This window comes from Methanoculleus frigidifontis, from assembly GCF_030464345.1.
Taxonomy (GTDB): Archaea; Halobacteriota; Methanomicrobia; order Methanomicrobiales; family Methanoculleaceae; genus Methanoculleus_A; species Methanoculleus_A frigidifontis.
On sequence record NZ_VCYH01000002.1, the window covers coordinates 35,324 to 54,808 of the forward strand.

Sequence of the window (19,485 nt, forward strand, 5' to 3'; positions counted from 1 at the left end):
GCGGCATGATCCGATAAATGAACGATCCCGGGCTTTCCATCGGCGAAGGATGGCAGGATCTCGTCACGGTGCTCGCATCAGAACCAGCGCCGCAGCGGACATATATCATCGGGGGAACAGACAGCGGCAAGAGCACCCTCTGCCGGTATCTCACCCGGGAACTGAATGCATACGGCACCACAGCGTATATCGACTGCGACACGGGACAGTCGGCGATCGGACCGCCGACGACGGTAGGCCTCGCGATCACGGACAGGAATGTGCCCGCCACTTCTCTCCTCCGCTTTGTCGGCGCCACCTCACCCCGCGGCCATCTGCTCCAGACCCTGACCGGTGCAAAAAGGCTGCTCGAGACGGCGGTTTCGGCAGGCGCATCCGCCGTCATCCTCGATTCACCGGGCTACATCTCAGGGGATGCGGCCTTTGAGTTCCAGTTCCAGATGATAGACCTTCTGCAGCCGGACCATATCGTCGCCCTGCAGCGTGGGCGGGAACTTGAGCGGCTGCTCGCCAATTTCCGCCGCCATCCCGGGATCCGGATCCATCGCCTCGGGATCTCGCCGGCGGTCATCACGCGCCCCCCGGCAGAGCGGCGCCGATACCGCGAAGAAAAGTTCCGCGCCTACTTCGTCGGTGCAGAGGTGCACGAAGTATCGCTCCGCCGTCTCGGTCTGCACGGGAGAGTTCCCGACCTTCGAAAACCGGTACAGGTACACCGCCGCCTCGTCGCCCTCTGCGACCGGTGGAACTTTGCCATCGCACTGGGGGTGATCGGATCCGCCGATCCCGAAACGCGCCGGATGCAGGTCCTCATGCCGCCTGTCGATCGGAGCAGAGCTGCCTCGATCCAGTTCGGATCACTCTATCTCGACCTCGCAGCACCGCCGGGCGAGATGGAGTCGTACTCCCCCTTCGAGGCTACCAGGGGATGACCGCCAGAAAGAGCCAGTACACCGCAGCCTGCAGGAGCGTCAGTGGAATGCCCACTTCCGCAAACTCCCGAAACGTCAATGTCATGCCGTGCCGTTCGGCGTTCTGAATGATGATCACGTTGCTCGCCGCCCCCATGATCAGCATGTTCCCCGCAATGGTGCTCCCTGCTGCAAGAGCAGCGAGCTCCCGGGAGGATACACCGATCTGCGTGAGAATCGGGAGATAGAGGGCAACGAACGGGACATTCGAGACGAACTGCGAGAGAATAACGCTCGCTGCAAGTATTACGGGGACGGCGGTGAGATCAAATCTCGCATTGTCGATAAGAGGCTGGAAGAAGCCCGACTGCCAGACGCTTCCCAGCAGGACGAAGAGGGCGGCAAAGAAGAGCAGTGTGCGCCAGTCGATCGAACGCAGCACGTCTAGCCGTTTTTCACTTCCAATGAGCACGGGAAGCGCTGCGATGAGCGCGACGTAGGGGAGGGGAATCGCAATCTGCACCCCGAGCAGCACGGCGACGACCTTGATGCCGATCAGCAGCACGAGCGTCGTGAGCGAGATGCGTGCGAGAAAGGCAAGCCGGGCGTCCGTAATCTCCTCGCAAAGGTGGACAAGCGGAATTTCGGGGATCTCATGCCGAAACCTGAGTATGAGAACGGCATATGCCAGCAGCAGGCAGAGGACGGTCGGGACCGCAAGGTAGACAAAGAATGTGACGAACGGATTTTCGAGCCCGCCGTCGAGGGCGATCAGGAGGTTCTGCGGGTTCCCGATGGGGCTTGCGACACTGCCGGTGGTCACGCCGAATGCCAGCGCGAGCAGCAGAAGTTTCTCCGAGATGCCGAACCTGGCCGCATAGTAGAGCATCAGCGGCGTTGCAACGATGGCGAGGGTGTCGTTCATCAGGAGCGCAGAGAGGAGGCCTGTTGCGATGATGATCAGAAGGACCAGCCGCCGGACGGTTGTCGCCCGCCCGAAGATGCGGTATGCGACGTGAAAGAGGTAGCCGCTTCGTGAGAGAGCCTCGCCGATGACGAATGTCCCGAAGAGAAAGACCAGGAGATCGGTATTGATCGCTGCCAGCGCGTTCTGAGCGGAGATCTGCCCGGTGAGCAGAACGGCAAGGGCTCCTCCCACGACAATCTGCCATATCTGAAGGCGGACCGCGCCCACCTTCCGGACGGCGATCAGAAAGAGAACCGCAAGAAGAACAGCAAGAGGAACGACCGAGCCCATGAAGACGTATCACCGGCAGCAGGCGGGCAGCCGCCCGCATCAGTGCTGCTATCAGGTAGACTGCTCCGGAGAAAAAGGAGGAGGGTGCGGGCGGCAGATGGCCGAATCAGGACTCGTTTCCGATCAGGTGGTTGATGATGTTTTCACAGATGTCGCCGGAGTATTCACCGATCCTCCGGGTGCTGTCGGATATCGAGCCGAGAGGTATGGCGGTGACCGCTTCGTACCGCAACGTCCGGCCGCTGATCTTCCGGGACTGTTCCTCAAGGTTGGGGATCAGTGCCAGGATCTCGTTTGCTTTCGCAATATCACCGCTGTAAAACGCTTGCATGCTCTTCTGGAAGACATCAAGAGCGTACGTGCTGGCTGCCTCGATCAGGGAGAGCAGCTCATCGTCGACCTCCCTATCGGCAAGAAGCAGGGCGTTCTTCGCGACCTGCGTTGCGTGATCCCCGATACGCTCAATGATCCTGCTGATGAGGAAGTAATGGAGCGCTGTGCCAATCGGGATATTCATCTTCCGCGAAAGCGTCATATCGAGGAGGATGAGCTGGTTCTGGCGCGCTATCAGCCAGTGCAGGCGATCGACCTCATTATCCCTGGCGATCACGTCCTCGGCAAGGGGTGAGTCGCGATTCCGCAGAGCCACAATGGCATCCTCCTGCATCGCTCTGACGATGACCGACATCCTGCGGAGGGTGTTGGCAAACGGCATCTCCGAGGGATTGAGGAGATCTTTTATGGTGATCGAATCGTCCGTCTCATTCACCACTTCCTGACCGACCGCCATCTGCGTAAAGTCACGCACGAGCTTGCGGATCAATGGCGGGAGACGGCCTTTCGACGTAATCCGGATCGAGGTGTAGCCGGCGATATACGCACCCACGAGATACCGAAGCAGAAATGCAGGATCCGTCCCTGCATTCGCCTCAAACTCTTTGACGCGCTGGACCTGCTCGCCGCGGATCTTGGGCGTGATCAGGAGCGAACCGTCCGGCTGGGTAATCAGGCCGACCGGGTCGTTCTTCTGAATACTTGCAGCTTTAACCCACGTTTTCGGGAGAGAGACAATATATGAGGAGCCACCGGTGATCTGAACTTTCCTGATTTCCATAGACTCCTGTACGGTGGGTTCAGAGAGGATATATACATTCCGTAGGAGTATATACGGCAATAGCGTATATTGGGGATACATATACCCATATATTTTCTTTCGAGAACGAATTTACCACTTTCTCCCCTTGTTTTAGCAGGTGAACGATCGTTTATGAACTCTGCCACAGAACTGCGTATGCTCTGGAATATATGTCTCCTTCCTACCCGCTCCGACAGGCACCATGCTGATGCGGGGAAAGGCGTGTCTGAAGCATGAACCGGAGGGACGGTGACCGATCCATGCAGAAGAGACAGGCCGCAGTACCGAATGGGAACGGGAAGACCCGGACAGGATCGACTATCCCGGAACTCCCCTCCGTCATCGGAGACGGATTCGACGCTCTGCACAATAGTATTACCGGCAGAAAATACAGGAACCTGCGGGAGAATGGCATGCGCTCCCTCTGGTTCATCACCGCCATCTTCGCGGTTCTCGCCATATTTTTTATCCTCTTCTTCCTCGTTCTGAACGCGTACCCGATCACCGACAGCGTCAGCATCTATGAGTTCCTTGCCGGAGAGACCTGGAATCCGAGCGGCGCCTCGCCTGCCTACGGCGTCTTCACCCTCATCATCGGTACGCTCCTGGTGACCATAGGGGCAATGGCGATTGCCATCCCCCTCGGGATCGGCAGTGCCATCTTCATCGCCGAACTCGCGTCCCCGCGGGTGAAAAACATTGCAAAACCCGCGATAGAATTGCTTGCCGCCATCCCCTCCGTCGTGTATGGTTTCTTCGGCCTGATCGTCCTGACGAGCTGGCTTCGGGTCACCTGTAACGTTCCTTCCGGCGAGAGCTGGCTTGCAGGATCCATTCTTCTCGGGATCATGGCTCTCCCCACAATCGTCAGCGTCTCGGAGGATGCGATCGCCGCTGTCCCGCGCGGCTACAAAGAGGGGTCGCTTGCGATGGGAGCGACACACTGGCAGACAATCCAGAGGGTCATCGTTCCGGCTGCGTTCTCGGGCATCACCGCAGCCGTCATACTCGGGATGGGGAGGGCTATCGGAGAGACGATGGCTGTCATCATGGTGGCCGGAAACGCAGCCATCATCCCTGACCCGATCTGGAACGTCCTCTCTCCGGTGCGGACGCTCACCGGCACGCTGGGCATCGAGATGGGTGAAGTGGCTGTCGGGAGCGCTCACTATCACGCCCTCTTCGGTGTCGCGGTCGTGCTGCTCGCCATCGCGCTCATCGTCAACCTGGGTGCACGGGTCATCCTCAAAAAGATCCAGGAGAAGCAGACAGCAACAGGAACGAGGCGGCAGTGGCTGCGCCCTGCAACAAAAGACGCAATCAGACCGTATGCCTATGCAGGTATGGGGGCCGCTCTTGCCGCCCTTCTGCTCCTCACTGTCGGCGCGGCAGCAACCGCCACCACCATTGCCATCGTCCTGGCCCTTGCTCTCGTCAAGAGAAAAATATCCGCAAAGACCGGGCAGAAGGTGGCGTTCGGGCTCGTATACGCCTCAATCACCATGGTCATGATCTTTCTCGGGATCATCCTCTTCGACATCATCACGAACGGCATTCCGGCGCTCAGCTGGGAGTTTCTGACCGAACCTCCCCGCAACCTCGGCCGGGAGGGAGGGATCGGCCCGGCGATCGTCGGTACGCTCTACCTCGTCGCCGGCGCAATCCTGACAGCGCTCCCCATCGGCATCGGTGCTGCAATATACCTGAATGAATACACAAAAGGAGGCAGGATCCCCGAACTCATCCGTGCGGGAGCCGATCTTCTGAACGGAACGCCTTCAATCGTCTTCGGTCTCTTCGGCTTTGCATTCCTGGTTCTCTACCTCAACTTCGGAGTGTCGCTCCTTGCCGGCATGATAACCCTCGGCCTGATGATCCTGCCGACGGTCATCCGTACAACCGAGGAGGCCTTAAAGAGCATCCCGGACTCCCTGCGTGAAGGAAGCTTCGCGCTCGGAGCAACCAAGTGGCAGACCATCTGGAGATGCGTGCTCCCGCCGGCGGTGCCCGGCATCCTGACCGGCGCCATCCTGAGTATCGGCCGGGCCGCTGGCGAGACCGCGCCGATCCTCTTTACAGCGGTCGTTTTCTCAAAACGCTTCCTTCCGACCTCCGTCACCGAACCGGTGATGGCACTCCCCTACCACCTCTTCATCCTCGCAACCAATGTGCCGGGGGCCAGCCAGAACCAGTACGGAACAGCCCTCGTGCTCCTGCTGCTGGTGATGGGCATCTACCTCATCGCAATCGTCATCAGAAACCACTATCAGAAGGCCATCACGTGGTGAATCATGCAGAACAACGGCAATATCCTCACTACCAGAGACGTAAACCTTCACTACGGTGAAAGTCAGGCGCTCATCGATGTCTCGATCAGCATACCCAAAAACAGGGTCACCGCTCTCATCGGCCCATCGGGATGCGGCAAATCAACGCTCCTGCGCTGCTTCAACCGCATGAACGACCTCGTAGCCAACGCCAGGATCACCGGCGAGATCCTCTTTGAAGGAACGAACATCACCGGCCCGGAGACCGACGTCGTCGAGCTGCGCAAAAAGATCGGGATGGTCTTCCAGAAACCGAACCCCTTCCCTGCGTCGATCTACGACAACATCGCCTACGGCCCGCGCGTCCACGGAACGAGAGATCGTAAAAAACTTGATGCGATCGTCGAAGGCAGCCTGAAGAAGGCAGCACTCTGGGATGAGGTCAAAGACCGCCTCCATGAATCGGCCATGGGGCTTTCAGGCGGGCAGCAGCAACGCCTCTGCATCGCCAGGACACTTGCCGTCGAACCGGAGATCATCCTCATGGACGAGCCCTGCTCCGCACTCGACCCGATTGCGACCGCGAAGATCGAGGACCTTATCGACGAGCTCAAAAAGAACTACACCGTCATCATCGTGACGCACAACATGCAGCAGGCCGCCCGTGTCAGCGACTATACCGGTTTCATGTACCTCGGAAAGATGATCGAGTTCGGCGAGACCGTTCAGATATTTGAGTCACCGCAGGAAGAGATGACGAACAACTATATCACAGGACGCTTTGGGTAGGTGGGAAAACGTGACCGAAAAATACCGCGACGATCTCAAAGCCCTCAGGACATCGGTTCTCGACCTGGGCACGCTTGCAACGGATATGCTCCATAACGCAATGCTCGCTCTGAAAAACCAGGATCCCGACCTGGCGGAGCGGGTACACGCAAAGAAGGCGGAACTTGCAGACAGGAATAATGATATTGAAGAGCAGGCACTCAAGGTTATCGCCCTGTATCAGCCGATGGCACAGGATCTCCGGGCAATCTCCTGTGCCATCGGCATGAACGACTCGCTCTACCGGATCGGCAGGTTCGGCAAAGACATCGCCAATATGGTGGACGGGTTTGCAGGCGCCCCGCATCTCGCCAATATGATGAATCTCCCCCACATGGCGGATCTGGTCTTTTCCATGATCGACGACGCCCTGAAAGCATACCGCTACGAGGATATCGCGCCGCTTAAGGATTTCACGGAGCGGGACGACATCGTCGACAACATGCGCTACTCCATCTTCCGCGAGAGCGTCACCTACATGATGGAAGACCCGAGGAGCATCACCCGCTGTATCGACTACGTGATGATAGCGCGGTATCTGGAACGTTCCGGCGACCATGCCTGCGACATGGCCGAAAAGATCTATTATATGGTCACCGGGGAGCGCCAGGAGATCAAATAACGCTCCCAACCCGACACCCTTTCTTCCTGCTCGCCCATTACCATTCCTTCATACGAGCGGCCCGCCAGGGCCGACGAACAGGGTGACTGCGACCAGAAGACCGATGAGAACAGCGAGTATCATCGCCGATCTGAAGACGTACTTCCCGGCCGCAATCTGATCCCGCGACTCTCGCGGCCCGATCTTCAGCACCAGGACGGCAAGGAGCGCCCCGGCGATCAGACCGACGATCTCGTCGACGACCAGAACGGCGGAGGAGAGGAGGCTGACCGGCTGAAGCACCAGAACGATACCGCTGACCACCACCGGCGGAAGCAGGGCGGCCGCAATGGCCACACCGGCTATGACCTCGGGCGTCTCCAGGGTGTACGCCAGCACGGCAGCGAATCCGAGCAGCACCGCCATGATGATATAGATCGGATTTGTGACGATACGGCCGGTGATCTCCTCAGTGATGGGAAGCGGTATGAACGGATTGATGACGAAGGTGGCGATAGCCGAAAGGAGAAAAACGGCTCCAAGCAACGCCAGAAGGACACCGACGCTCCGCAGAGCGTCCCCCGGTTTGCCGAGGGCTATGTTGACGGAAAAACTGTAGATCGGCCCGATGATCGGCGAGAGAAGCATCGCACCGATGATGATGACCGAGTTGTTCAGGAAGAGCCCGAACAGGGCAACGAGCCCGGCGATGGACGTCAGTGAGACTTTTTCAAGGTCGAGCTCCGTATACGGTTTCACCGAATTCAGGAGCTTCTCGACCGGCGCGTTCTCCTCCTTCTCTTCTGCCTTCTTCTCGGCACGCTGCAGGTACGTCGATACCACAAACTCGGGGCGTGAGACCTCGATCATGTTCTCATTATACCGGAGATCGAGAGCATCGCGGATCTTCTCAACGAGGTCATTGACATCCTCGTCGGGGGCGAAGAGGATGAACTCGTTGACGTCACCTACGTGGTCGGTGACGTAGTACAGCCCCTCGAGGGTATTCACAAGGGCATCGTAGTCTTCGTCCCTCACATGAACAAGGATCTTTTTCATGCTGCCGGCAGTGTATCACAGGCTGATAGAGCATAATGCTTTTGGCGAAAGCAACGGTGACGGCACACCTTTGAAAAGAGCATACACGAACAATCGCCCCCCTAACCCGGGAGCTACAGCGGCAATCGCGTGGGGGAGGGCGTGCCGGGACTCGGACAGCGGACAAAGGGTGCGCCATCCGGACAGAGCAGCGTATCCGTGACGAACGCAAAGTCGATCACGACCGCGTGAGTTCGGTCGGACTCTTCCACAGTGATCTTCAGTTCCGCGCTGCAGCACTACCGGAACGCCAGCCGTCGGGCATCTGCAGGAGGTTATCCGTATCCGGTGATCTCGTAGTCGATGGCGGTCGAGCTCCGGATACACTCCTCGCCATGTTCGAGGAGGTCTTCAATGCGTTTTTCCAGCATGGCGGGGTAGACTGCCCCTACGAGCTCCGCAACAGGGCGGCCTTTGCAGAAGAATTTAAACGTCGGCGTCCCCCGGATTCCATAGCGCTCCGCCGTCCACAGGTTTGCGGCAGAGTTTAACCGGGCGAAAACGATTACCTTGCCGTAGCGTTCCGCCAGCGTTTGAAAATACGGCTCCATCGTGCGGCAGTGGGGGCATTCAGGGCTGTAAAACATAACAACTGCCGGCATTTCTCCTTTTTCAATCATCGTCTCCCAGGTGGCATCCGTTGCCTCGACGATCTCTGCGCTCATCACCAACACCTTCCAGTGCCACATATACCGGGAGAGATATTTGATACTTTCCGGGAACTATCTGTCCTACTGCTCCTCGCTCACGAGATAGTTTATCACATTCTCGGAGATGTCTTTGGAGTACTCGCCGAGTCGTCGTACGCTCTCGATGATGTACCCGACGGGAATTGCAACAGGGCTCCGCTGTTGAAGCACGTTGTGGCTGATCTCCTCGCAGCAGGAAACAAGCCCGGCGACAGCCCGGATATTATCGTTTGATTCCAGTATGTCCTTTTTGAAGAACGACCTGATGCTTGCATTAAAGATGGAGAGGGCGCTCGCGCTCGCGCTCTCGATATCCGTGATCAGCAAATCATCCAGATCTTGCTCCATCAGCGCAAGCGCATTGGTCGCGATATTGACGGCATGATCCCCGATACGTTCGACGATCCTGCTGATCATCAAGTAGTTGGTTGCCGTCCCGACAGACATCCCCATCCGCTTCGAGAGGTTTCCATCGGTTACAATCAGGTGATACTGCCGGGCGAGCAGCCACTGCAGGCGGTCGATTTCATCGTCCCTGGCGATGACGTCCTCTGCAAGTGCCCGGTTCCGGGTGCGAAGGGTACTGATCGCGTCCTCGTGCATTCCCCGGGCAAGAATGTACATCCGTTTCAGTGTATTGTCAAACGGCATCTCCACCGGGTTGAGGAGATCCTTGATGGTGATGGATGCATCGCTCTCCTCGGCGACCTCCTGCCCGATGGCAATCTGAGTGAAATCACGTACGACTACACGCACTGCCGGGGCAATGCGGCCGGACGATGTTACCATAATGGTCGTGTATCCCATAATATACGCAGCGATCAGGCAGCGGAAGAGGAAATCAGGGTCGCTTGAGCGGCTGACGTCAAACGTCTTGATGCGCTGAACCATCTCGCCCGAGATCTTCGGCGTGATGAGCAGCGTCCCGTCACTCTGCCGGATCAACCCCAGCGGGTTGTTCTTCTGAATGTTCAGCGATCTTGCCCAATCTTTGGGAAGAGAGATGACATAGGATGAGCCACCGGTTATCTGGACCTTCCGAATCTCCATAGTAATCATACCGCCCGTCACACGATCAGAGACTATGATAAGTTACCATATCACTCTATATAAACATGCCACACTATAGATCGGTCAGGATGCACCCGGCCTGAAGATTCCGCGCACGCAGAACGCCGCGGCAGATGATCAAATACCATACTGCGCCGGGGGACTGCTGCCGCCGTAGCCTACGGCGTTTCGAGATCCCGGAAGAGAAATATGATCCGCCAGTCCTGCTGCTCCCGCAGCGTCACCTCGTTCGCTTCCTTGAGAAGGGCATCGAGCTCGACTCTCGTCTCTGCCCGCTTGATCTGGCTGCTGATGGTGGAGAGGTGCTGCACCATATGCGCATATCGTTCCGCATTTCGGAGATACTCACGCTGCACCCGAATACCCGCAAGAGCGGCACCAAGGGCGGGCAGGATGATGGTAATCGCCACCAGGGAATAGGGGTGGTCCAGCACCGGCACCGCCGACGGAGGGTGGAGCCCTGCAGCGTGGATTGCAGCCGCGACGAGCGTGACGGCAAAGAGGATCTCGCCGATCTCTGAAATAATGATGTAGCGCTGCCGGTTCCGTTCACTGTGCCTCATAAAGCAGGCGAGCCTGTTGTCGATCCAGGCGGCCAGGAGGAACGTCTTCAGCGGCTCGAAGGGTATCTGGATGGAGCAGTATTCGAGCGGGCGCCGGTCTAAAATTCCCTCGAACGCCAGCAGCATCCAGTCGTTCGAACGGTGCGAAAGGCTCAGGTGGCGCGGTGTCGCCGGCTTTTCGCATCGGACGCAGAGGATGCTCATAAAGAACCCCGCCCTGATCCGCTCCGTCAGGAACCGGTAGTCGATCCATTTGCGGTGCCACTCGCCGATCCGTGATGCCATCAGCAGGAGCAGGATAATGCTGATCTCAGCAACCTCAAACCAGAGCAGCCAGGGGTATTCAGGGAAGAAGAGCGTCTGCGTGGTGACCGTAGCGACGGCAAGAGCGGCGAGGGCGTAGACCGCAGTCCCCGCACGCATATACCTTTTCTGGTATCGCGCGGAGAGGAGCCGTGCACGGGTGTAATCAGGGAGCATCGTCCGGGCGAGAGGTTTTACGAGCTCGGCGGGAAGACCGGAGATCTGCATCTTCCCGGCGAGCCAGCGTTCCCGCTCGGCAAGGGCACGCGCCATCTGCGCATCGGCAACTTTCTCGCTGTTGTATGCGTTGAGGTCCTCGAACGATTCGAGGATCCCGTCTCCGTGCCGCTCCTCCACCACGTTTCCGGTCACGGAGTGGATCCAGAAGAGCGTCCGCCCGATCGTCCGTGCGTACCGGACGAGACGTGCGGTGCCGCCCGGTTCAGGGCTGTTCACGCCGTCCCATACGGCGAGGAGCACGTCACAGGAATTAATGATATGCTTGCCGATCTCCTCGTGAGGGGCAGGAACCTCCTTCTGGCCCTCAAACACATCGACCGATGCAGCCCGGTTGAGGAGGCGCGTCAGGCACTCGCGCTCCCGGTCGGTCTCGAGCTGTGCGATGCACTCGGCCGGAGAGACGGAGAGGACTGCCGTGTACCGGGACTGCTGCCGGTGCATCTCGACAGACTCTGCGAGAATCTCCTCAACAACCGGCTCGAAAGCCTCGTCGATGCAGGATGATACTACGGTGAACGAGTGTGGTGTCCGACGCAGGATCTCGTCCAGCCGGTGCAGCACCGTCCGTACCCCCGCCCGTACATGCTCCTCGCCAGGAGATGCAAAATGCCCGACGACACCGAGCCGGACGGCAAACGGTATCCGAAAGTCGATCCGGGCATCCTGCGCAGCCTCGTCCGCTGGATGAACCGACACGCCGTATCACGTATACTGTGGTATTTTTCTCTGAATTCCATAATGGTTTGGGTGAACGGGGAACCGTGCGCAGGACGAGCACCGGCTTCTGCCACGCCCCGGTTCACACAAAGCTCCCCCGGTGCAGAACGGCATACAGGGCAGACTCCCGGCCGAGCGCGGGTGAGAGAGATCGTGCGCATTACACCAGATCGGCAGCATGCACCGATAAAGACCAAAGAATTTCAGAGAAACAGAACAATGCCGGGTATAGAGAGAATCGGATTCGCAAGAAGACGACGTCAAGGGGGGAAGTGTCTTACAGGGATCCAGTATTCTCTCTAAGTCATAGGTTTAGACACATCCAGTATAAAAATATTCTCATCCAGCGAAAAAGAGAAACGGAATGGTTTGATCCGCTTATCGGGGCCGAAACATCTCACCGGGACGGCGCAGCTGCAACAGGCTTCTTTCTCGCCTCTCTGCCCTCAACGGTTTCATTCTCCGGGTATGCGGTCCATTCGGTGTACGAGCCTTCATACAGCCTGACATCCGGGTACTCGAAGTACCACTTGAAGAGGAGGAACTCGTTCGTCGCCTCCCGGCCGGTTCCGCAGGAGCAGATGATCGTCTTGCTGCGGTCGATGTTGTGCTGCTCCAGAATATCGATCACCGCGTCGTTCGGCTTGAGAAGCATGGGGTTGCCGTCGTCCATCAGGCTTCGCCACGGCAGGCTGATCGCGCCGGGTATATGTCCCGGTTTCCTCCACGGCCCCTGCCCCTCGTAGACCTTCGCCGGGCGCGCGTCGAGAACAACGACATCGTCGCGGTCTTTCACCTGCTTAAAATCCTCGTAGCCGATCGGATACTCGCCACGCACCTCGACGGTGAACTGCGAGGGATCGACGGCCGGAAACTCCTGGGAGAGCGTCCGCCCCTCGTCCTTCCACTTGTCGATGCCGCCGTCAAGGACATAGACGGTGTTGTGGCCGAATTTTGCAAGGGAGTAGGCCATCATGGTCTGTGCAAGGCCGTCACCTATACCGGAGAACGCCCCCTTTCCGGTATAGACGACGACCGGAGAGTCGGCAGCAAGGCCGACGCGGCGGAACGACTCCTGCATGCAGGCCTGCGGCCCGTACGATGTCGGGAACCCGTGGGCGGGCACGCGCAGGAAACCCTCGTTTAAGTAGATCGCGCCGGGAACGTGCTCCTTAATATAGTCGTGGACATTCGGCTGGACATCGAGTACCGTCATGCCCCTCTCCTGGAGATGGTCCTCGAGCCAGTCCGTGGTGACCAGTTTGACCTTTCCGTCCCCGGGAGGGTACGGCGGACTCTGCCGGGCCGTCGCCGACTGCAGCCGCTCCTCGCCGCCGGGTGTGGTAAATTCCTTTCTCATACGCATTTCCTCCGATTCATCGTTCTGTACGCGTCCCCCCTGAACATTCACTGCATATATACTTATGCGGCACCGGGGATCCGCACAGAAACAGAGGGGCACCGAGCCTGCACTGCTGGAATGCTGCAGAGGAGGCTCCCGGATGTGAAAAAAGGCCGACGCCCACTTTCCTGCTCAACATCGAAAATGGAGGTGTCCATGTTGCAGGCAGGCATCTGCTTCGGGAACATGACGCCGCAGATCAAATGGAGCGGAAAGGTGCTCCGAAAATGCCGCACATGGGGGTGGTTTTCAGCCCTTTCCAACCACCTGCTGCAGGACCCGTTGCAGCATTGTCATCGTGTAGGGCTTCGGGAGCACGCCCCGGAACCCATACGAGTGGTACTCCGACATCACGGGATCATGCGAATAGCCGCTGGACACAATAGCCCTGACACCCGTATCAAGCGATTTGAGGTTTACCAGGGTCTCTTTCCCCCCAAGACCGCCAGGAATAGTGAGATCCAGAATGACGGCATCAAACGGGCACCCCTCCTGCATGGCTTTCCGGTACTGCTCGATTGCCTCCGTCCCACTCTTTGTCGGCACCGCTTTGTACCCCAGGCGCCCGAGCATGAGAGCGGTTACATCGAGCAGCGCCTCCTCGTCATCCATGAGAAGGACTCTCCCTGACCCGGACTGCAGGGCTTCATCGGTGCAGCCGGTGCCTTCGGTTTCTTTGACGCTCGCAGGCAGGTAGAACGAGACTGTTGTCCCACAACCTGCCTTTGATTCGATCTCGATATGGCCATTGTGTTTTCTGATGATCGATCGAGCTGAAGTGAGGCCCAGACCAGTCCCCTGCTCCTTTGTGGTGAAAAAGGGATCAAAGATTTTGGATACCTGCTCCGCCGGTATACCGGCACCCTGATCCTCGATCGTTGTGCAGACATACCGTCCCGGCTTCACGGACGGCAGGTCCCCGTCCTCCACAATCCGGTTGCCCGCCCGGATTGTAACCGTGCCGCCACCCGGCATGGCCTCCCGTGCATTGATGAGGATGTTCGCAAGCGCCTGGCTGATCTGGCCTTCATCGATCTCCACATCCCAGAGACCCTCCGGGATCTGATACGAACCGTGGATATAGGACTCCCGGAGGGTACTCTCCGCGGCATTCCGGATGATATCGGCGAGAGGGAGAACTTCTTTGACGGGCATTCCACCCTGTGAAAATGTCAGCAGCCGTTGGGTCAGTCGTTGTGCCCGGAAGAGGTCCTTCTCCGCCTCGTTAAGGCGATCCGCGGCCGTGCCCGGAGGGATATCCATTCCGGCAACGGTGATGTTTCCCATGACCGACGTGAGGACATTGTTAAATTCGTGAGCGATACCCCCGGCAAGGGTTCCGATAGATTCGAGTTTCTGCGATTTGAGGAGCTCCTCTTCATGCCTGCGCCTCTCCGTGACATCCTGCAGGATCAGAAGGATGCCGAGAGGGACATCGTCACCTTTGCAGATCGTGGATACCGTGAGCGCGATCGTTCGCCTGGCACCTTCGCGCGCGACAAGGACAAGTTCTTCATCCGCGGTCTCGCGGTCGGCGCGATCGAGATAGTCAGCAAGGTTCATCGACCCGTGCGCTCCCGTTACCGCCAGCACGTCCTCGACTAATCTGCCGAGGGCCTGATACTGCCTGCACCCGGTCAGGATTTCGGCACCCGGGTTCATCAGGACGATCCTCCCGGAGGGATCGATCACGATAATACCGTCGGTGATGGAGCGGAGGACAACGTTGAGGAAATCTTTCTCGGCAAAGAGATCGGCCTCTGCCTTCTTTCGATCGGATATCTCGCACTGGAGTCTCCTGTTGGCTGCAAGAAGCTCGGCGGTCCGTTCCCGTACGACCTCCTCAAGGCCGTTTCGGTATTCGTCCAGCTCACGCTCGATGCGCCTTCGCTCGGTGATATCCTGAAACACAAAGACAGCACCCTGTACAGTGCCCCACCTGTTCCGGATCGGTGCTCCGTTCACCGCTACATCGCGTTTCGTTCCCTCCCGTGGCAGCAGCACCGTTCTGCCCGGGAACATGGCAGAGCCATGATTCTGCATCACCAACGAGAACAGGTCAAACTGCCGCTCTCCAGCCTCGTCAGCGCTGATCCGGAAGATTTCACGGAGGTGCTTTCCACGCACCTCGTCCTGCTGCCAGCCGGTCAGCATCTCAGCAGCGGGATTCATGAACTTTACAATGCCATCCCGATCGGTGGCGATGACACCGTCGCCGATGCTCCGGAGCGTCGTCGAATACCACTCTCTGCTCTCGCTAACGGCGTTCTCGAGCCTGTGCCGGTACAGGGCAAGCTCGATAGTGAGGAGGAGATCGCGCTCTCCGAACGGTTTGATCAGGTAGCCGAACGGCCCGGTTCGTTTTGCCCGGTCAAACGTTGCTTCGTCGGCAAACGCGGTCAGATATACAACGGGTATATCATGCTGATCCCGGATCTGCTGCGCTGCCTCGATACCGTCCATGACCCCCTGCAACCGTATGTCCATCAGGACGAGGTCGGGGCGCGTGGCTGCCGCCACGCTGATTGCATCCTCGCCGGACTGGACAACAGCAGGGACGCTGTATCCCGCTCCCATCAGTTTTTTCTCGATCACCCTGGCCACGATCGCTTCGTCTTCCACGACCAGGATCGATGATGTCATTCTTTCTTCCTCCTACCCTGCTGATACCATTCGGGAAATGCAATCTCAAACGACGTACCCGCTTTCCGCTCACAGGTGAGCGTCCCCCCGAGCTGCCGGGAGAGGATGGTCACCAGTTCAAGTCCGAGCGACTCCGACCGGGGCGCAAGCGGATCCAGATCTTCCGGCAGCCCGACACCGTCATCACGGACGCTGAGGACGATCCGGCCGTCTACAATACGGTGCATTCCAACCTCCAGCGTTCCCTTCTTTCGACCTCTGAATGCGTGCTTGAGAGCGTTCGAAACGAGCTCGTTGATGATGAGGCCGCATGGGATGGCAGCATCCAGTTCCAGCGACAGATCTTCGACGTCAACCTGCAGATCGATATCTGCCGACAGTGTATAGGAAGCGACCAGCTCCCCGACCAGCATCCGGACGTACTCGGCGGCATAAATCCGGGCAAAATCAGCCGACTGATACAGGGTCTCGTGAACGAGAGCCATCGACTTTACCCGCATCTCGCTCTCCCTGAGAGCATCGACGATCTCATCGTCGCCGGTGGCATATGCCTGCAGGCTCATCAGGCTTGAGATCACCTGCATATTGTTCTTCACGCGGTGGTGAACCTCCTTCAGGAGAATCTCTTTCTCCCGGAGGGATCGCTCCAGCTGCTCGCTGTATCGCTTCAACTCGCTGATATCCCTGGCGATGCCCTCCAGGGCAACGAGTCTGCCAGCATCATCATAGATGGGTACATTCTGCTGCTCCGTCCAGATGACTGAACCGTCTTTCTTCACCCAGCGGAGCGCCAGCGGCTCGTCCCACGATAGCCTGCCGTCAGCAAGCGCCGTGAGCAGGTGGCGGTCGTCCGTGTGCACCATCTTCCACCCGAGGTCAGGATCGGCGTAGTGCTCTTCCGGAGAGTAGCCGGTGACGGCGGTGGCCGCAGGACTGACGTAGGTGAACCGGCGCTCCGGTACAAAATCGATCCGGTAGATAAGATCGCGTGCGTTCTCCGCAAGGAGGCGGAACCGCTCTTCGCTCTTACGAAGATCCTCCTCGGCAAGAATCCGGTGGAGCGCATTCCCCATCTGTGCAACCATCGTTTCAAGATCGTCGCGCACGGACTGCGGCACCTCGTCAAGGGTGTGCGAAGCAATGAAGCAGCCTCCGACAACGTCATTCCGGCTGAGTATCGGGAGCAGTGCAAACGAGCGGATCCCTTCACGCAGGGTCACATCCAGCATCGACGGGCTGACATCCAGCGACGTGCCATAGATGGGCGTCCGGTTCTCAAACCGCTGCGCACATTCACACTCCCCCGGGAGGTCTGATACCATCTGAAGATACTCCTCGGAAAGATTCACGTTTGTGACGAGCAGATACATGCCAGTTCCTTCGTCTTTCCGGTAAATCATCCCGGAATCGACGCCCAGAACCTGGATCGCCGTCTTCAGGCAGAGCGCCATCGCATCATCCCGGGAGGAGACCGCCGCCAGGTGCAGCCCGAAGTCGCGCTGGATGCGAATCTTCTCCTCGGCCGCCTTCCGTACAGAGATGTCCCGCGCTACGGAGAGGACTGCGGGCATTCCCTGGAAATGGATAATACGGCTCGAGAGCTCGATCGGAAAGACCGAACCGTCGGCCCTGACGTGAGCCGATTCGAAGATGGCATGTCCGTTCTCCTTAAGCTCGCGGATCCTCGCCGGAACTTCCGATGCATACTCAGGCGAATCGATATCCTGAATCGACATGCCGAGCAGCTCGTCGCGGGAGCAGCCGAGACGATTGATCGCAGCATCGTTCACCTCAAGGAACCTTCCCCCGAGATCGTGAATGAAGACTGCGTCGGCCACGTTCTCAAAGAGCGTCCGGTAGCGGTCTTCGCTCTCACGGAGCGCCCATTCCGCCCGGGTGCGTTCGGTGACGTCTTCCACCATACCGATCGCAAACTGCGGGGCGCCCGCGGCGTCCCGCACGAGCGAAACGGTCTTACGCACCCAGATCGCCCCCCCGTCCTTTCTGATGTTGCGCTTGTCCACCTGGTAGCGATCCAGTCGCCCTCCGACGAGATCGCGGTAGAGCACCATCTCCGGTTCGGTATCATCAGGATGCGTCGCCTCGCCGAAGTGCAGCCCGATGAGTTCTTCCCGGGTGTAGCCCAGAACCTCCTGCAGCATGGGATTGCACTCGACGATCCTGCTGTCGAGATCATACCGCGCCATGCCGATCCCCGCACCCTCAAAGAGGGCCTGCAGCGTGGCCTCACGTTCCTGCACCTTCGCTTCGGCGCGTCTCTGGTCCGTGATGTCGATGGTGGTGCAGACGATCAGATCGTCGTCCATCACCGCGGCGGAGAGCAGGACACAGCGGACATCTCCGTTCTTTCCGGTAAAAGCAGCCTTGAGATCCGCAACCGGTTCGCCCTCCTGCACGGCGGAGAGATGTTCCCGCGCCGCCGGTGCATCCTGCCAGATACGGCCGATCTCCATCCCCTCCACTTCACCGGGTGCAAACCCGAGCTGATCCTCAAAGTGCCGGTTCGCCTGGAGGATTGTGAAGGTATCTCTTCTGATAAGGAAGATGCCCGCTCCCGACGTATCGAAGATGCTGCGGTAGCGGCGTTTCTCCCGGTTCAGGGTCCAGGAGAGAAACGAGACGGTGACGGCGATCCCCAGAAAGATGCTCACCCTGATGGCCGCCGCCGCAAGTGCGTCGAATCCGGGCACCAATGCGGCATGCATGCCAAGGTAGAGAGCACTCACAGCAACGGCAAACGGGACGCCGCTCTTTGGATAGCGATAGGAGACAAGAATGATCGGAACGTAGAAGAGATGGGGCGCTACAATCGTGACGCCCCCGATGAGAGCGACGAGATTTACGAGTATGCTCGCCAGAACCGTGACAACGATAAGATAATCAAAGAACGAAATGCGAACGACACGCCGGCCTATTCTGCAGAGCTGCGATTGACGCGTATCATCCGGCATGGTTCATCCTTTCTCCAACGTATCTCATCCATAAGCAGGTAGACAGATAGATCGCCTGCAATGCGCACTTCCACTACCCCGGCAAGAAGCCGGATCGGCTTTCGCAGAAGGTACCTCCCGCCTCCCTCACAATATCAGGCGTGAGTTGACCTGCGCCATGCAGATCCGACAGCACCGCGACCAGGCCGGGGCGGAAGTTGCAAACCGGCACAGGATGTGCCGTTGCATCCTGAAATGCAGATCAAATAAAGCAGATCGGGAAGAGAAGGTGTCCATCCTCACCGCACCTTGCCGGCCCCGATCCGCTCACATGTCAGCGTTACTGACAACCTCCCTCATGATCTTCTGGATGTCGATCCAGATGATCAGATCGCTCTTTGATTTTCCATCGGAAGACTCCTGCTCACCAATCTTGATGATTCCCTTGACATATGCCTCGTTTGAAACCGCGTCGTCGATCTGCTCGATATCGGTCTCAGGCACCTGGATAACGCTGTTCACGTCATCGACGATGATGCCGACGTTGGATCCGTTTGCAGCCTCCGATACGAGTACGATGATCTTCTGAACCTCGGATTCACCCCGGGACTCCAGCCCGAGGAGCGTCTTGAGATCGATGATGTTGGTGATCTCGCCCCGCAGGTTTATGATCCCGGCGATATACGCGGGTGCCCGGGGCACCCGCGTGATTGGGATCATCTCCACGATTTCACGTGCTATTTGAATATCAAGTGCATACCGGGCGCTACCGATCTCGAACTCCACCACATCAATGGTTGTGACCATA

At 58.4% G+C, this 19,485-nt stretch carries 14 protein-coding genes; 4 read left to right on the plus strand and 10 right to left on the minus strand.

Annotation, left to right across the window (positions count from 1 at the left end; all coding sequences use genetic code 11):
- Window positions 1-17: 17 nt before the first annotated feature.
- On the plus strand, window positions 18-932 hold the full coding sequence (locus FGU65_RS03125; protein WP_301662958.1) for a Clp1/GlmU family protein: 915 nt from the start codon (window positions 18-20) through the stop codon (window positions 930-932).
- Here the strand turns inward: FGU65_RS03125 and FGU65_RS03130 are convergent.
- Together FGU65_RS03130 and FGU65_RS03135 are read right to left on the minus strand one after the other, a co-directional pair.
- Window positions 919-2,169: an SLC13 family permease gene (locus FGU65_RS03130; RefSeq protein ID WP_301662959.1), complete on the minus strand. Its 1,251-nt coding sequence runs from the start codon at window positions 2,167-2,169 to the stop codon at window positions 919-921. The genes FGU65_RS03125 and FGU65_RS03130 overlap by 14 nt on opposite strands.
- A gap of 106 nt (window positions 2,170-2,275) precedes the next feature.
- The gene (locus FGU65_RS03135; protein ID WP_301662960.1) at window positions 2,276-3,283 is read right to left on the minus strand and encodes a phosphate uptake regulator PhoU; all 1,008 of its coding nucleotides are present in this window, start codon (window positions 3,281-3,283) and stop codon (window positions 2,276-2,278) included.
- A gap of 434 nt (window positions 3,284-3,717) precedes the next feature.
- Here FGU65_RS03135 and pstA point away from each other — a divergent pair, with 434 nt between their 5' ends.
- The 3 genes from pstA to phoU are packed head-to-tail and all read left to right on the plus strand — an operon-like array spanning window position 3,718 to window position 7,021.
- Window positions 3,718-5,592, plus strand: a complete 1,875-nt coding sequence (pstA, locus tag FGU65_RS03140; protein ID WP_301663285.1) for a phosphate ABC transporter permease PstA — start codon at window positions 3,718-3,720, stop codon at window positions 5,590-5,592.
- Between the two features lie 3 nt (window positions 5,593-5,595).
- Window positions 5,596-6,360 carry a phosphate ABC transporter ATP-binding protein PstB gene (gene pstB / locus FGU65_RS03145; RefSeq protein ID WP_301662961.1) on the plus strand — a complete coding sequence of 255 codons (765 nt, stop codon included), beginning with the start codon at window positions 5,596-5,598 and terminating at the stop codon, window positions 6,358-6,360.
- Window positions 6,361-6,370: 10 nt separating this feature from the next.
- On the plus strand, window positions 6,371-7,021 hold the full coding sequence (phoU, locus tag FGU65_RS03150) for a phosphate signaling complex protein PhoU (protein WP_301662962.1): 651 nt from the start codon (window positions 6,371-6,373) through the stop codon (window positions 7,019-7,021).
- Between the two features lie 48 nt (window positions 7,022-7,069).
- Here phoU and FGU65_RS03155 read toward each other — a convergent pair whose 3' ends face one another.
- From FGU65_RS03155 to FGU65_RS03190, 8 genes are all read right to left on the minus strand, one after another.
- Window positions 7,070-8,059: a TIGR00341 family protein gene (locus tag FGU65_RS03155; protein WP_301662963.1), complete on the minus strand. Its 990-nt coding sequence runs from the start codon at window positions 8,057-8,059 to the stop codon at window positions 7,070-7,072.
- Between the two features lie 314 nt (window positions 8,060-8,373).
- Window positions 8,374-8,763 (minus strand): thioredoxin family protein, encoded by a 390-nt coding sequence (locus FGU65_RS03160; RefSeq protein WP_301662964.1) that lies wholly within the window; start codon window positions 8,761-8,763, stop codon window positions 8,374-8,376.
- 66 nt (window positions 8,764-8,829) lie between these two features.
- Entirely contained in the window at window positions 8,830-9,837 is a 1,008-nt protein-coding gene (locus FGU65_RS03165; RefSeq protein WP_301662965.1) for a phosphate uptake regulator PhoU, read from the minus strand.
- A gap of 179 nt (window positions 9,838-10,016) precedes the next feature.
- The gene (locus FGU65_RS03170) at window positions 10,017-11,660 is read right to left on the minus strand and encodes a hypothetical protein (protein WP_301662966.1); all 1,644 of its coding nucleotides are present in this window, start codon (window positions 11,658-11,660) and stop codon (window positions 10,017-10,019) included.
- A 418-nt stretch (window positions 11,661-12,078) separates the two neighbouring features.
- Complete coding sequence (locus tag FGU65_RS03175) at window positions 12,079-13,041, minus strand: sulfurtransferase (protein WP_301662967.1); 963 nt, start codon at window positions 13,039-13,041, stop codon at window positions 12,079-12,081.
- A gap of 291 nt (window positions 13,042-13,332) precedes the next feature.
- Window positions 13,333-15,726 carry a hybrid sensor histidine kinase/response regulator gene (locus FGU65_RS03180; RefSeq protein ID WP_301662969.1) on the minus strand — a complete coding sequence of 798 codons (2,394 nt, stop codon included), beginning with the start codon at window positions 15,724-15,726 and terminating at the stop codon, window positions 13,333-13,335.
- Complete coding sequence (locus FGU65_RS03185; protein WP_301662971.1) at window positions 15,723-18,698, minus strand: PAS domain S-box protein; 2,976 nt, start codon at window positions 18,696-18,698, stop codon at window positions 15,723-15,725. The genes FGU65_RS03180 and FGU65_RS03185 overlap by 4 nt, the downstream gene beginning before the upstream one ends.
- A gap of 306 nt (window positions 18,699-19,004) precedes the next feature.
- Window positions 19,005-19,484 carry a chemotaxis protein CheW gene (locus FGU65_RS03190; protein ID WP_301662972.1) on the minus strand — a complete coding sequence of 160 codons (480 nt, stop codon included), beginning with the start codon at window positions 19,482-19,484 and terminating at the stop codon, window positions 19,005-19,007.
- Window position 19,485 lies beyond the last annotated feature (1 nt).